The sequence below is a fragment of the Stenotrophomonas sp. PAMC25021 genome (assembly GCF_004795795.1).
Taxonomy (GTDB): Bacteria; Pseudomonadota; Gammaproteobacteria; order Xanthomonadales; family Xanthomonadaceae; genus Stenotrophomonas; species Stenotrophomonas muris.
In genome coordinates this window covers 3,898,410-3,911,437 of record NZ_CP039255.1, presented here as the reverse complement: position 1 = coordinate 3,911,437, position 13,028 = coordinate 3,898,410, and the positions used below count along the sequence as shown (strand labels likewise).

The window sequence follows — 13,028 nt, the reverse complement described above, 5'->3', positions numbered from 1 at the left end:
CATCCGTTACCTGCATGGTCGAAGCGTCGCGCCCAGGTTGCAAGCGCGACGCCTACTGCAGGCATCAGGCCACGCTGCGCGGCATCTGCATGCCGGGCGCCGGTTGCAGCCCGCGCAGGCTGCCTGCCACCGATGACAACAGCGGCCGCTCGCGCCGCTTGTTGTTGACCAGCCGGCGATAGTTGGCCGGCGTCATTCCAACAATGCGCAGGAACAGGCGACGGAATGCGCTCTGGTCGGCATAGCCCACGCCCCAGGCCACTTCATCGATGCCCGCCCCCTGCTGCAACAGCGTCTGCGCCTTGGCGATACGCAACCGCTGGCAATACTCGATCGGGCGCAGGCCGGTGGCCTTCAGGAAGCGCCGCTGCAGGGTGCGCGGCTCCAGCCCGGAAATCTCACAGATCGCACCGAGCGTGGCGCCGCGCGCAGCGGTGGTATGCAGCCAGCGTTGCGCCTTCAGTACATCGCGATCGCCGTGGGCGAAGTTGGCACTGAAACGCTCGAGATCCTGCTGGATCGCCGCCGGAACCGTGATCCCCAGCTGCTGCGCCACGGAACTCGCCACGCCCTGGCCGTGCAGCCGGTACAGCAGGCGCAGGGCGAGGAAGCGCCAGGCCTGGGAACCGGCCACCGTCAGCAGGTCGCCGTCATCGACCAGCGCGCGCTCGCTGGGTACCCAGCTGGCCGACTGCCCCTGCAGGCCCGGATGGCGCCCGAGGTCCGGACCACTGACGGTGCGCCCAGCCAGCAGACCGGCGCGTGCCAGCATGCTGACACCGTCGCTGGCGGCAGCCAGCAGACTGCCACCGTCGTAATGCGCGCGCAGCCAATCCAGCAGCACCTCATCGGCGCGCAGGCAGACGCCCTGGCTGATCTGGCCAGGCACGGCGATCACGGCGGGGATGTCCGCCTCGAGCATCTCCGCGCCGGCAATGCGATGCACGCCGGTCTGGCTGGCCGGCACGATCCAGCGGGTCACCAGGACACGCTTGAACGGACGGCGCTGCTGCTGGGCAAGCCGGTTGGCGACATGTGCCATCTCGGTCAGCACGGAGGCGGCCGACGGGTCGCCTCCCGGGTATTCGACCACCGCGACCTCGACGAATCCTTCGTTCCTGAATCCTTCCACAGACCATCTCCTCGGTTCGTTGCAGGCCGTCCAGCGGCCGGTTCAGGCGCAGGGTAGGAACTGCCACGACGGTGGCGCTATGAAGAAAGTTGCAAAGTGCGCTGAATGCGCCGTCAGCGACGGGACCTTGACCCTGGACCAGACTCAAGGCTTCACAATGAGCGGCAGCATCCGCAGGAATCCGCCATGAACATTGGTCAACTGGCACGCCAGGCCGGCGTGCCGATCGATACGGTGCGCTACTACGAACGCCAGCAGTTGCTGCCCACGGCGGCACGCTCGGCCGGGGGCTACCGCATCTTCGGTGAGCAGGACCTGCGCCGGCTGCGCTTCATCCGCCGCGCCAAGACGCTGGGCTTCAGCCTGGAAGAAATCGCCGAACTGCTGGCGCTCAGTGACCGCCACTCACAGGACATGGGCAGTGTGCGCGACACGGCGCAGGCCCGGCTGCAGGACATTGCACAACGCATGGCCGAACTGCAGCGCATGCACACCGCGCTTTCTCAGCTGGTCGACGCCTGCCCCGGCCACGGCACGCTGGATCAGTGCCCGATCCTGGCGGCGCTGACCGACGACGCGGCATAGCAACGCGCGTGAAGAAAAGTGCAACAAATGCTTGCCAACCCCCGGGGGCAAGGCTATTATTTCGCTCCTCAGCGACGTGGGGCCATAGCTCAGCTGGGAGAGCGCCTGCATGGCATGCAGGAGGTCAGCGGTTCGATCCCGCTTGGCTCCACCAATCTTTCGGCATTAGGCCGTCGAAAGGTCGCTAAAGAACATTGATGAGAATTGCGTCCCCATCGTCTAGAGGCCTAGGACATCACCCTTTCACGGTGGCGACCGGGGTTCGAATCCCCGTGGGGACGCCACTCATCACGAACAACGAGGACCCGGCCGATAACCGGGTCTTTTTTGTTCACCGCCTACCGGCATTCAGGTTGTGGCGTTGCGGTTCCCCTGCCTTCGTGGCGATGGTCGAACCGGAACGAAAAAAGTTCAAAAAAAACTTCCACAAACGTGAACACGCAGGTATGATAGGCGGCTCGGTAACACGGGGCCATAGCTCAGCTGGGAGAGCGCCTGCATGGCATGCAGGAGGTCAGCGGTTCGATCCCGCTTGGCTCCACCACTTTCGACATTAGGCCGTCGAAGGTTCTACAACTTGAAGTTTTTCGTGCGTCCCCATCGTCTAGAGGCCTAGGACATCACCCTTTCACGGTGGCGACCGGGGTTCGAATCCCCGTGGGGACGCCAGTTTCAAAACGGACTCTGCTCCCGGCAGATCATCCGGAGTTTCATGGGGCCATAGCTCAGCTGGGAGAGCGCCTGCATGGCATGCAGGAGGTCAGCGGTTCGATCCCGCTTGGCTCCACCACTTCGACATTAGGCCGTCGAAGGATCTACAACTTGAAGTTTTCGTGCGTCCCCATCGTCTAGAGGCCTAGGACATCACCCTTTCACGGTGGCGACCGGGGTTCGAATCCCCGTGGGGACGCCAATTCTTGAAAACCCCGACTCCGATCGGGGTTTTTCTTTGCCTGTGATTCCTGGGAAGGCCCTATCCACGCATGGTGTGGATGGCTTCACCCCGATTACGGCTCAGAACCGCCGATACATCCCGATCGATGCCGGTGCCGTGGGCGCGAAACCAAACTGTGCGTACAACCGATGCGCCTCGCCATCGGCCAGCAGGCTGACGTACGCCGATGGCGGCAGGTTGGCCTGCATCCAGCCATCCAGGCGCCGCATCACTTCCTTGCCCAGGCCCTGCCCCTGCAACCGCGGCAGCACCGCGATATCACAGACCTGCAGGTGGCAGCCGCCATCGCCGACGATACGGCCCATCGCCACCAGCTCAGTGCCCTGGTAGGCACACACGCCGAACAGCGTATTGGGCAGCGCGCGGGCGGCCGCTTCCCGGGCCTTGGCACTGAGGCCTGCAAGCACGCGCAACCGGCAGTAGTCCTCGACCGTGGGCACGGCTTCGCGGAACTGGCAGGTGATGGAATCAGTCATGCGGCATCTCCAGATGGGTCGGGCTATCCTGCCGCATCCACGTCGCAGCCGCTGCGACCCAGGCCCCCAGAGTCCCATGTGCTATTCCGCCCTGATCCGCGCTGACTACGCCAAGCTGGTACGCGAGTTCGGCGCCATCCTGTCGCTGGAGGAGTTCGCCGAACTGTACGCACACGATCCAGGCAAGAAGCGGCCGAAGACGCCGAAGGCGATGGATGACGGGTTCGCCGGTGCGCGTACCGAACAGGGCCGGGACATCGTGGCGAAGATCCAGCAATGGCATGCGCAGGAGCAGCAGGCGCTGGAGGCTGAACTGGTCCGGCAGCGCGAACGACGCGATATTGCCCATGCCACGCTGGCCACCCGGCCCACGCAGAAAGCGCGCAATGACCTGCGCGTGGCCGGCAACCGCATCGAGCGCGCGCAGGCCCGGCTGGACGACCTGCATCGGGTGCAGCTGCTGCCGCGCGACAACCGCATTTTCCCCGGCACCTACGCACCGGTGATGGTCAGCGAGAACGGCCGGCGCGTGATCAAGCCGATGCGCTACCAGTGCCGGTTGCCGGACAAGCCGGCGCGCAACGACGTGCTGTACCCCGGCACCTACAACGCGCGGCGCGACAGCCTGGAAGGTTACTGGCGGGGTGCGTTCGGACTGCGCCACGGCGTGGTGGTGGTGCAGGCGTTCTACGAGCACGTGCCCCGCCACGCCATCGCCGGCCGCAGCCTCGGTGCCGACGAAAAGGAGCAGGACGTGGTACTCGAATTCCGCCCCGATCCACCCCGCGACCTGCTGCTGGCCTGCCTCTGGGCGGAATGGGAAGGACCGGAAGGCCGCCTGCTTTCGTTTGCCACGATCACCGACACACCGCCCAGCGACGTCGCCGCTGCCGGGCATGACCGCGGCGTGGTACCGATCCGCAGGGAACACCTGGACGCCTGGCTCAACCCCGAACCGGATGATCTGGCGCGCCAGTACCGCATCCTCGATGACCGCGAGGAAATCCGTTACGTGTACGAGGAAGCGGGCTGAGCGCCGGACGCGAATGAAAAACCGCGCGTGGGCAGGGTTCCTGGATCAGGGGTTGCCGCCGCGCATCGCAGACGTGAGGATTCAGCCCCCGCAGCTTCCCCCTGCCGGTGCGTGGCGAGCGGCTCAGGCCTTGGCGCTGGAGCGTCCCACCGCACGCGCCAGCGCCCGCGACAGATCGGCCGACAGGTACGGCTTGACCAGCAACAGGCCGGCCAGCATCGGCGCAGGCAGCTGCTCGGCCAGCATCCCGGTGGCCAGCACGAACGGAATGCCACGCGCCGAAAGCGCTGCAGCCACTGGTTCACTGGTCTCGTTGCGGGCCAGCCGGTAATCCAGCAGGGCCACGTCAGGAGTGCTCTGCTCCAGCAGCCGCAGGGCCTCGGACACACTCGCGGCAAGCCCGACCACAGTCGCACCGGCATGCACCAGCTGCATCTGCAGCAGGGCCGCACTCATCTCGTCGTTCTCGACCACCAGCACCCTCAGGTCCTGCAACACTGTCATCAGCTACCGCTCCTGGAGGCAATTGCACGTCGGGAGTATAGCTACCAAGGGGCCAATGCCGACAGGAACCGCCCTGATAGGCTCTCCTACTAGGCATCTCCTGCCGACCTCGGTTACACTCGCATGCTGCCTGCCGGTGTGGCGGAATGGTATACGCAGCTGACTCAAAATCAGCCGGGGGTGACCCCATGAAGGTTCGAGTCCTTTCACCGGCACCACTGCATCAAAGGCCAGGTCCATGACCTGGCCTTTTGCATTTCCCGGGCCGGAGCGCCGGCACTGGCGAGGATGCCCCAGCATGCCCCTCCCACGCTTGCCGACATACTGCGCGCCCATCGCCACGTGCGGGGGCAGCCCCGCGACGTCTGGACGTACGCCCACGTCAACGCCGTCGTGTCACCCCGCTGAAACGAAAATGTGACAGCCGACAAGGTTGCGAATAGCACTAGCGCACACTTTTCTTGCCAGCCTCACCTACTTCTGCCTATCGTGATCCCAGCCGGATCTGGGGGCGGGGGAATGCATGACGTTGCGTGCGGCACTGTTTTTCATGGTCACGCACGCGCTCGTCATTGCCTTGATCGGCCCGCAGGACCCGGTTGGCTCCTACCTGATGCTGATCACCGCCCCCCTTCTGGCCGCTCTGGCCTGCGTGCGACGCGCGCGCGACAGCCAGGCGGCCTGCAAGTGGCGAACGCTGGGCGCTGCCGTCGGCCTGTTCTCGCTGGCCCTGCTGGCCCTGCTGTATCGCAATGTGGCCGGCCTCAGCCCTGCGCAGATGACCGCCTCGTCGCTGATCCTGTATGTGTTCTACCGGATTCCGCTGACCTACGTTGCCGCCAGCCCAGGCGGCGGCAACCGCTGTATCCGTGCGGTGGACCTGGCGGTCATCGCGCTGCTGTGGTTGCTGTACTTCGTGCATACGCGGGCGATGGCACACCTCAACACCGCATTGTGGACGCAATGCCTGCACACCCTGAGCAACGTGCAGAACAGCCTGGTGTTCTGCTTCGCGCTGATCCGCTTCCTGGCCGAGGACAATGCCGACCGCCGCGACTTCTTCCGCACGTTGACGATCTACGCGCTCGGCTACTTCCTGATGGCGCTCTACATCAATACCTGGCAGCCGCAGGTACCCGATGGTGGCTGGGGCGACCTGCTGATCAGCGGGCTGTTCGTGCTGCTGGCAGTGCTGGCCGGCAGCACGTACCGCCCACCGGCGGTGGCTGTGCCGCGCAACCTCCGCCGCATCGTCGATGCCGGCGTGCCGCTGATGCTGCCGTTGCTGCTGATGATGGTGGCGCTGCTGGTGGCACGCCTGCAGCCGACCCTGGCCACCGTGGGGTTCATCGGTGCCATGCTCGGCCATGCCCTGCGCAGCGTGCTCACCCAGGTGCAGATCCAGCGTGAGCGCGACGAGCTGGCGCTGCTGGCCCGGCGCGATCCGTTGACCGGGCTCGGCAACCGGCGCAACTTCGATGAAGCGCTCGGCAGCGCGCACGGCCGCGCCCGTCGCCAGGGCGTGGGGCTGGCGGTGCTGATGATCGATATCGACCACTTCAAGCGACTCAACGACACCTACGGGCATCCGGAAGGTGATCGCCGCCTGCAGGCGGTCGCCGCGATCCTCGACGGCTGCCTGCAACGCGGTGATGACCTGCTGGCCCGCTACGGCGGCGAGGAGTTCATCGCCGCCCTGCCCGCGCCCGACATCGGCCACGCCCTGGGCCTGGGCGAGCGCCTGCGCGCCGCCGTGGAAGCCGCCGCCCTGCCCGCCGCCCAGGCCCACGTGACCATCAGCATCGGCATGGCCTGGCAGGCCGCGCATGATGAGGGTGACCCGCGCAGCCTGGTCGAGCGTGCCGACCAGGCCCTGTACCGGGCCAAGCATGCCGGCCGCAACTGCGTGCACGCCGCCCCGGCCGTCGAGGCCGGGGAACAACACGCCGACCGCCGCGCCTAGACCGCGCGCAGCACCGCCGCACCATGCATGTGCCCCGCCCCACCCTGCACGCGGAAGCTGGCCACCGTCTGCAGCAGCTGCGCCGACTGTTCTTCCATGCTGCGCGCCGCGGCCGAAGCTTCCTCGACCAGCGCGGCGTTCTGCTGGGTGCCCTGGTCGATCAGATCGACGGCATGGTTCATCTGCTGGATGTCGTCGCTCTGCTGCTGCGCGGCCGTGCTGATCTCGGACATCAGGTCGCTGACCCGGCGCACGTTGACCACGATCTCGTCCATGGTGCGGCCGGCGCTCTCAACCTGCGCGGTACCGGCACCGACATTGGTCACCGACGCATCGATCAGCTGCTTGATCTCCTTGGCGGCACTGGCCGAGCGCTGCGACAGTTCCCGGATCTCGGTGGCGACCACGGCGAAGCCACGCCCGTGTTCGCCCGCACGCGCGGCTTCCACCGCGGCGTTCAGGGCAAGGATGTTGGTCTGGAAGGCGATGCCGTCGATCACGCCGATGATGTCGACGATGCGGCGCGAGGACGCGTTGATCACCGCCATGGTTTCCACCACTTCGTGCACTACGTTACCGCCGCGCGCCGCGACATCGGCGGCACCACCGGCCAGCTGACTGGCCTGCCGTGCGTTGGTCGCGGTGCGCTGCACGGTCTCGGCCAGGCCCTTCATCGACACCGCGGTCTCTTCCAGCGACGCTGCCTGCTGCTCGGTGCGCTGCGACAGATCGCTGTTGCCCTGCGCGATCTCGGTGGCGCCGACGGCGATGGTGTCAGCGGCGAACTTGATCTGGCCGATGATCGCGGCCATCGCCTCGACCAGCGAATTCACCCCTTCGCACAGCTCGGCGATCGGCCCGGTCTTGTCGGCGGTGGCCACGCGCCGGGTCAGGTCGCCCTCCTTGGCGGCCGCCACCACTTCACGGGTCTGCGCCACGGCACGCTGCATGGCCTGGTTCTCATGCACCTGCGCGGTGATGTCGGTGGCGTACTTGACCACCTTGAACGGCTTCCCGTTGAGGTCCAGGATCGGGTTGTAGGACGCCTGGATCCAGACCTCGCGTCCGCCCTTGCCGAGGCGCCGGTACTGGCCGGCATCATATTCGCCACGGCCGAGCTTTTCCCAGAACTGCCGATACTCGGCACTGCAGCGATACTCAGGTTCGACGAACAGCGAGTGGTGCTGGCCACGCACATCATCCAGGCTGTAACCGGTGGCAGCCAGGAAGTTGTCGTTGGCCGACAGGATGCGGCCATCCATGCTGAACTCGATCACCGCCTGCGACTTGTCGATCGCCGCCAGCTGGCCGGCCGAGTCGGCCGCCTGCAGCTTCTGCGCAGTGATGTCAGTGGCGAACTTGACCACCTTGTACGGACGCCCCTGCCGGTCCAGCACCGGGTTGTACGAGGCCTGGATCCAGATCTCGCGCTGGTTCTTGCCAAAACGCCGGTACTGGCCCGCGTCATATTCGCCACGACCCAGCCGCGCCCAGAAGTCACGGTATCCGGCGCTGCGCGCCTGCTCGGGGTCGACGAACAAGGAATGATGCTTGCCCTGGATCTCCTCCAGCCGGTAACCCATCGCCTGCAGGAAGTTCTCGTTGGCCTGCAGGATGGTGCCATCGAGGGCGAACTCGATGACCGCCTGGACCCGGTGCAGCGCCGCGACCTGCGCCTCCAGCTCGGCACGGCCATCGGCCGCCGCCTCGACGTCGCTGCGGTGCTGCGGTGCCAGCGCGCCCAGCAGGGCGCGCCACGGCGACCAACGGGTATGCAGCTCGGCCGGCGCCTGCGCGCCCGCCGTAAAGCCTGGAATGAGCATTGTCTGATCCTCGGTGTCCGGTAAGCGGTTGCGACCCGACGGGCGGGATGCCCGGCGGCAACTTCAGTTGCTTGGGACTACAGGTACCGGCAGGCACCCCTCGAGCGGCTGGCAAGAACGTCTGGTGCGGGTGCGATCGGCATAAGGAGCGGCGGAACACACAGCGCGGGCCGCCCGTCGGGGGCAGCCTGGGGTCCTGCAGCGGGCGACTTGAGCGGGATCCAGAGGGAATATCGGCGATGCGATCGGTGGCTTTAGCCGGATTCCGCGACGTCCGTCGCATCTTCAGATGCTGCTGCAGGGATGCGGTAGACAATCGCGATGCACTTCACATTCTGCTCACGCGCGACAGGGGCACCGCCGAGCGGTTTCGCCAGGCGCCGGCTGGGCAGGTTCTGCTCGGCACCGGGTGTCGTCAGGGCATATGTCGCGCGTTGTCGCCGTCACTGGGCATAGCCTTGCCCGGCACGCGGATGCAGTTCAAGCGGAAAAGGTTTGCATGACCAACGGGAGATCCGATGGCAGATGAAACTGGCCAGCATGCAGCGAACCGCAGGACGCTCACTGACACGGAGATCGCATGTTCCCACGCCTGGCCAGTTTCCTCATCCTGGGCCTGTGCAGCAGCGGCGCCTTCGCTGCCGACGCCACCTACCGCCCCAGCTTCCATCCCGACCAGCTGAAGGGCCCGCCTGCCGGGCGCCCGAACGAAGTGCTGGTACTGGGCACCCCCCACTTGTCCGGCCTGCCCAAGTCCTTCCAGCCCGCCTTGCTTGAACCGTTGCTGCAGCGACTGGTCGCCTGGAAGCCCGAGCTGATCGCCACCGAAGACCTGTCAGGCCTGCAGTGCGATTTCATGCGTCGCTACCCGGCACGCTATGCGGAGAGCGTGGCCACCTACTGCTTCGACACCACCGCTGCGCAGGCTGCGACCGGACTGGACGTGCCTACGGCGAACACCCAGGCCGAGCACCTGCTTGCGACCTGGCCGGACGAGCCGACGCCCGCCCAGCGTCGTCGGCTCGCAGCATTGTTCCTGGCAGCGGGTGAACGCGGCTCGGCGCAGGTGCAGTGGCTGCGCCTGCCTGCGTCCGAGCGCAAAGGCGGTGATGGACTGACACCTGCCTTGGTCGAGATCCTCGAAAAAGGCTTGGTTCGCCGCAATGAAACCCACCTGATCGCCGCCGAGGTCGCCGCCCGCCTCGGGCAGGAACGTCTGTGGGCCGTGGACGACCACACGGCCGATTCGCCCACGCCCGCCGAGGATGAAGCGGCGGCCAGCGCGGCCATCACCGGTGCCTGGAACAATACGCACTCGCGCGCGCGGCGGGAGGCCGATGAACGCCTCGTGGCCGATCTGGACAAGCCCGGCGGTGTCATGGCGCTGTATCGGGACTACAACAGCCCGGCGGCGGCGATGGCCGCCTACCAGAGCGACTTCGGCGCGACGCTCGTCGAGCCGTCCTCCAAGGCGTTCGGCCGGATGTACGTCGGTTACTGGGAAACCCGCAACCTGCGCATGGTCGCCAACATCCGCGACGTGCTGAGCCAGCATCCTGGCAGACGCATGCTGGCCATCGTGGGTGCCTCGCACAAGGGCTACTACGAGGCCTACCTCAATCAGATGCATGACGTGCGGCTGGTCAGTGCGGACACGGTATTGCGTTGACGGGAACAGGTGCCGGCCATGCGCCGGCGCTATTCTGCAAGGCCCGATTCGCAGGTGCCGACATGCTGAAAGTGATCGCCGAGGATTTCATCCATCCCGATGCGGTGGACACCGTGCTTCCCCTGTACCGGGAGCTGGTGGCGTGCACGCTGCGCGAGCCGCGCTGCCTCGGCTATGAACTGTTCGTCGACCAGAAGGATCCGGGCCACTTCATCTTCATCGAGCTGTGGCCCGACCGCGCCGCGCTCGACCTGCACTGTGCCAGCGAACACTTCCAGCGCCTGGTGCCACAGATCAATGCCTTCCAGTGTGCGCCGTGCCGGTTCCTGCTGATGGATGCCGTACGGGTGTAGTGCCTGCAGCGGGATGCACATGATCGCTGCGGCCATGCCGCCACAGCAACAGGCAGGCCGCAACCGTGCAGGACAGGCTCAGGACCAGCAGCGCGACTGCACCTTGCTGCAACACGGGCAACAACGCCCTTGCGTGCAGGTCGCCGCGCAGCTGTTCGGCGCGTAGACAGGCGGCCAGCGCCAGGCACCAGCCGATCAGGGCCGGAATGAACTTGCGTACCGCAACCGGGTTCCAGGCATTCATGGAGGTTACCTGCTTGAGTGGAGTGCGCGCAGTATTCGCGCGCGTCCTCTCACAGGCTGAGATCAGTCCTCCGCGGCGTCGGGATCGTCACCCGGAAGCTGGGACAACTCGCCCTGCACCTGCACGTTGTTGCGCCCCATCGCCTTGGCCCGGTAGCACTGGGCATCGGCCGCAGCCACCGCCTGGTCCACGCTCATGCCGCCGGCCAGCGGCGCGATACCGATGCTGGCACCGATCCGCAGCCGGTCCTGGTCCCACGGAATGGACAGCGCGGCCAGGGTGTGCAGCAGCTCGCCCCCGATGCGGGCCGCACGCCGCGGCGTACAACCGGACAGGATGACCGCGAATTCGTCGCCGCCCAACCGTGCCACCACGTCCGAATCGCGCACGCCATGGCGCAGCACGCTGGCCACCGCCCACAGCACGGCATCGCCGGCCAGATGGCCCCAGGTGTCGTTGACCGGCTTGAAGCGGTCCAGATCGATGTACATCAGCGAGGCAGCCTGGCCGGTGCGCTCCACGCGGGTGATCGCCTGCTGCAGGTGTACCTCGAAACCGCGGCGGTTGCTCAGTTCGGTGAGCGGATCGATCTCGGCCAGGTGGCGGGCTTCGCGCTGGCGTGCCCGCTGCTGGGTGTCGTCGCGCAGCACCCACACCGCGCCGCGCACGTGGCCTTCGTCATCGCGCAGCCAGGCGCGGGTCAGGTCCACCGGCACCGTTGCCGTGCCCAGGCGCAGCAGCAGGTCGGCGTGCAGGTCCACCGCGTTGCTCTCCGGGTCCAGCAGCACCGTCACATCCAGTACCGAGCCGGGCGCGTACTCGGTGGTCAGCGCCAGCACGTCCTGCACCTTGTGCCCGGCCAGCGACAAGGCGCCATCACCGGCCAGGGTGCGCACCGCAGCCGCGTTGGCGTAGTCGATGCGGCCATCAAGGCTGACGCTGAGCACCAGGTCGGCCACCGCATCCAGCGTGATTCGGCTGCGTTGTTCACTCTCGAACAGGCGCTGCTCGCTGCTGCGCTGGGCGGTGATGTCCTGGATCTGCGACACGAAATGCAGCGGTTCGCCATGCTCGTTGCGCACCAGCGACACCGACAGCCGCGCCCAGATGATGCGGCCGTCGCGGTCGAGGTAGCGCTTTTCCAGGTGATAGTGGCTGCGTCGCCCGGCCAACAGGTCCTGTACCAGGGCCAGGTCGGTCTGCAGGTCATCGGGATGGGTCAGGCGCTGGAAATCGACCTGCAGCAGCTCTTCTCGCGGGTAGCCCAGTATCCGGCACAGCGCGTCGTTGACATCCAGCCAGCGTCCTTCCAGCGACACCAGTGCCATGCCCAGTGCGGCGGAGGTGAACGCGCCAGCGAACTTCTCTGCCGAAAGTCGTGCTTCGGCGCGTGCCTGCAGGATCTCGGTAATGTCGATGGCCATGCCGACGTAGCCGATGCGCGTTCCATCGGCACTCTCCATGCGGCTGATCGACAGGCGTACCTGGCGTGACTGGCCATCCTTGCGCAGCAGCGTCCACTGCCGCGAGTAGGTCTGCCCGTCGGCACGCGCGCTCAGCGCCTCGAACACGCCGGGAAGATTGCCATCAGCATCAGCCAGCGGCTGCAACCACGCTTTCAGTTCGGCTGGATCGTGGAAGGCGTCGAGCCGGCGCTGGCCGACCACCTCCGCCGCGCTGTAGCCCAGCAGGCGCTCCGCCCCCGTGTTGAACAGGGTGATGGTGCCATCGGTATCGGTGGCGATCACCGCCACCTCATCGGACGCATCGACCACGGCCTGCAGGCGCTGCCGGGTCTCGGCCGCGTCCTGCCTTGCCTGCTGCAGCTCGGTGACATCGGCATGGGCACCGGCCATCCACAGCGGCTTGCCCTGCCCGTCCCATTCAAAGACCCGGCCACGGTCCTGGATCCAGATCCACTGGCCGTTCCTGTGGCGCATGCGCAGCAGGCAGGCGTAGTTGTCGCTGCGCCCTTCGAAATGGTCGTCCAGCGCTGCATCGGACAGCGCAATGTCATCGGGATGGACCAGCTTCAGGAACGTCTTCTGGCAGATCGGTTCCAGCTCATCCAGGCGATAACCGACAATCTCGGCCCAGCGCGCATTGACCCGCATCTCGCCGGTCTGCACGTTCCATTCCCAGGTACCCGCAGCGGTACCGTCGATGATCATCGCCAGCCGGCGACGCTCTTCCGCCAACGCCTGCAGGCGGCGCTCCAGCAGTCCATTGCCGTGGGTGCCCTGGCCCGGCATCACTCCGGTCCCCTGCCGGCACGGGCAGGCGCCGACCGC

General features: G+C 66.5%; 11 protein-coding genes and 7 tRNA genes. 12 read left to right on the top strand and 6 right to left on the bottom strand.

The genetic code is table 11. The annotated features are described in order from the left end of the window. Positions 1 to 64: 64 nt before the first annotated feature. Complete coding sequence (locus E5790_RS18140; protein ID WP_032957296.1) at positions 65 to 1,132, bottom strand: helix-turn-helix domain-containing protein; 1,068 nt, start codon at positions 1,130 to 1,132, stop codon at positions 65 to 67. A 186-nt stretch (positions 1,133 to 1,318) separates the two neighbouring features. Between E5790_RS18140 and E5790_RS18135 the strand changes: the two genes are divergently transcribed. The 7 genes from E5790_RS18135 to E5790_RS18105 all read left to right on the top strand — a co-directional run bounded on the left by E5790_RS18135 (position 1,319) and on the right by E5790_RS18105 (position 2,630). Further along, entirely contained in the window at positions 1,319 to 1,717 is a 399-nt protein-coding gene (locus tag E5790_RS18135) for a heavy metal-responsive transcriptional regulator (RefSeq protein WP_032957298.1), read from the top strand. A 78-nt stretch (positions 1,718 to 1,795) separates the two neighbouring features. Further along, a tRNA-Ala gene (locus tag E5790_RS18130) sits at positions 1,796 to 1,871 on the top strand. A 54-nt stretch (positions 1,872 to 1,925) separates the two neighbouring features. Then, positions 1,926 to 2,001 (top strand) — tRNA-Glu (locus tag E5790_RS18125). A 184-nt stretch (positions 2,002 to 2,185) separates the two neighbouring features. Beyond that, positions 2,186 to 2,261, top strand: a tRNA-Ala gene (locus tag E5790_RS18120). 49 nt (positions 2,262 to 2,310) lie between these two features. Beyond that, a tRNA-Glu gene (locus E5790_RS18115) sits at positions 2,311 to 2,386 on the top strand. Between the two features lie 45 nt (positions 2,387 to 2,431). Continuing rightward, positions 2,432 to 2,507: transfer RNA gene (locus tag E5790_RS18110), tRNA-Ala, on the top strand. A gap of 47 nt (positions 2,508 to 2,554) precedes the next feature. Continuing rightward, positions 2,555 to 2,630: transfer RNA gene (locus tag E5790_RS18105), tRNA-Glu, on the top strand. Between the two features lie 101 nt (positions 2,631 to 2,731). On the opposite strand, the gene E5790_RS18100 is transcribed toward E5790_RS18105, so the two are convergent. Then, complete coding sequence (locus E5790_RS18100) at positions 2,732 to 3,148, bottom strand: GNAT family N-acetyltransferase (RefSeq protein WP_014647532.1); 417 nt, start codon at positions 3,146 to 3,148, stop codon at positions 2,732 to 2,734. Between the two features lie 76 nt (positions 3,149 to 3,224). Here E5790_RS18100 and E5790_RS18095 point away from each other — a divergent pair, with 76 nt between their 5' ends. Then, positions 3,225 to 4,181, top strand: a complete 957-nt coding sequence (locus E5790_RS18095) for an SOS response-associated peptidase family protein (RefSeq protein WP_049404942.1) — start codon at positions 3,225 to 3,227, stop codon at positions 4,179 to 4,181. A 123-nt stretch (positions 4,182 to 4,304) separates the two neighbouring features. Here the strand turns inward: E5790_RS18095 and E5790_RS18090 are convergent, their stop codons facing one another. After that, positions 4,305 to 4,685, bottom strand: a complete 381-nt coding sequence (locus E5790_RS18090; RefSeq protein ID WP_032957303.1) for a response regulator — start codon at positions 4,683 to 4,685, stop codon at positions 4,305 to 4,307. A 132-nt stretch (positions 4,686 to 4,817) separates the two neighbouring features. On the opposite strand from E5790_RS18090, the gene E5790_RS18085 reads away from it, so the two are divergent. Next, positions 4,818 to 4,903 (top strand) — tRNA-Leu (locus tag E5790_RS18085). A 305-nt stretch (positions 4,904 to 5,208) separates the two neighbouring features. Beyond that, positions 5,209 to 6,648 carry a GGDEF domain-containing protein gene (locus E5790_RS18075; RefSeq protein WP_111205922.1) on the top strand — a complete coding sequence of 480 codons (1,440 nt, stop codon included), beginning with the start codon at positions 5,209 to 5,211 and terminating at the stop codon, positions 6,646 to 6,648. Here the strand turns inward: E5790_RS18075 and E5790_RS18070 are convergent. Next, positions 6,645 to 8,471 carry a methyl-accepting chemotaxis protein gene (locus tag E5790_RS18070; protein ID WP_111205921.1) on the bottom strand — a complete coding sequence of 609 codons (1,827 nt, stop codon included), beginning with the start codon at positions 8,469 to 8,471 and terminating at the stop codon, positions 6,645 to 6,647. The genes E5790_RS18075 and E5790_RS18070 overlap by 4 nt on opposite strands. Positions 8,472 to 9,051: 580 nt before the next feature. Between E5790_RS18070 and E5790_RS18060 the strand changes: the two genes are divergently transcribed. After that, the gene (locus E5790_RS18060; RefSeq protein WP_014647537.1) at positions 9,052 to 10,140 is read left to right on the top strand and encodes a DUF5694 domain-containing protein; all 1,089 of its coding nucleotides are present in this window, start codon (positions 9,052 to 9,054) and stop codon (positions 10,138 to 10,140) included. 62 nt (positions 10,141 to 10,202) lie between these two features. Further along, entirely contained in the window at positions 10,203 to 10,493 is a 291-nt protein-coding gene (locus E5790_RS18055; protein ID WP_046431272.1) for a putative quinol monooxygenase, read from the top strand. Here E5790_RS18055 and E5790_RS18050 read toward each other — a convergent pair. After that, positions 10,435 to 10,737: a hypothetical protein gene (locus tag E5790_RS18050; RefSeq protein WP_080052993.1), complete on the bottom strand. Its 303-nt coding sequence runs from the start codon at positions 10,735 to 10,737 to the stop codon at positions 10,435 to 10,437. The genes E5790_RS18055 and E5790_RS18050 overlap by 59 nt on opposite strands. Before the next feature lie 62 nt (positions 10,738 to 10,799). Further along, positions 10,800 to 12,989, bottom strand: a complete 2,190-nt coding sequence (locus E5790_RS18045; protein WP_014647539.1) for a PAS domain S-box protein — start codon at positions 12,987 to 12,989, stop codon at positions 10,800 to 10,802. Positions 12,990 to 13,028 lie beyond the last annotated feature (39 nt).

Coding starts and splice junctions, on each gene's coding strand:
- E5790_RS18135 (WP_032957298.1), top strand. CDS start 1,319: ATGAACATTGGTCAACTGGCACGCCAGGCCGGCGTGCCGATCGATACG.
- E5790_RS18100 (WP_014647532.1), bottom strand. CDS start 3,148: ATGACTGATTCCATCACCTGCCAGTTCCGCGAAGCCGTGCCCACGGTC.
- E5790_RS18095 (WP_049404942.1), top strand. CDS start 3,225: ATGTGCTATTCCGCCCTGATCCGCGCTGACTACGCCAAGCTGGTACGC.
- E5790_RS18090 (WP_032957303.1), bottom strand. CDS start 4,685: ATGACAGTGTTGCAGGACCTGAGGGTGCTGGTGGTCGAGAACGACGAG.
- E5790_RS18075 (WP_111205922.1), top strand. CDS start 5,209: ATGACGTTGCGTGCGGCACTGTTTTTCATGGTCACGCACGCGCTCGTC.
- E5790_RS18070 (WP_111205921.1), bottom strand. CDS start 8,471: ATGCTCATTCCAGGCTTTACGGCGGGCGCGCAGGCGCCGGCCGAGCTG.
- E5790_RS18060 (WP_014647537.1), top strand. CDS start 9,052: ATGTTCCCACGCCTGGCCAGTTTCCTCATCCTGGGCCTGTGCAGCAGC.
- E5790_RS18055 (WP_046431272.1), top strand. CDS start 10,203: ATGCTGAAAGTGATCGCCGAGGATTTCATCCATCCCGATGCGGTGGAC.
- E5790_RS18050 (WP_080052993.1), bottom strand. CDS start 10,737: ATGAATGCCTGGAACCCGGTTGCGGTACGCAAGTTCATTCCGGCCCTG.
- E5790_RS18045 (WP_014647539.1), bottom strand. CDS start 12,989: ATGCCGGGCCAGGGCACCCACGGCAATGGACTGCTGGAGCGCCGCCTG.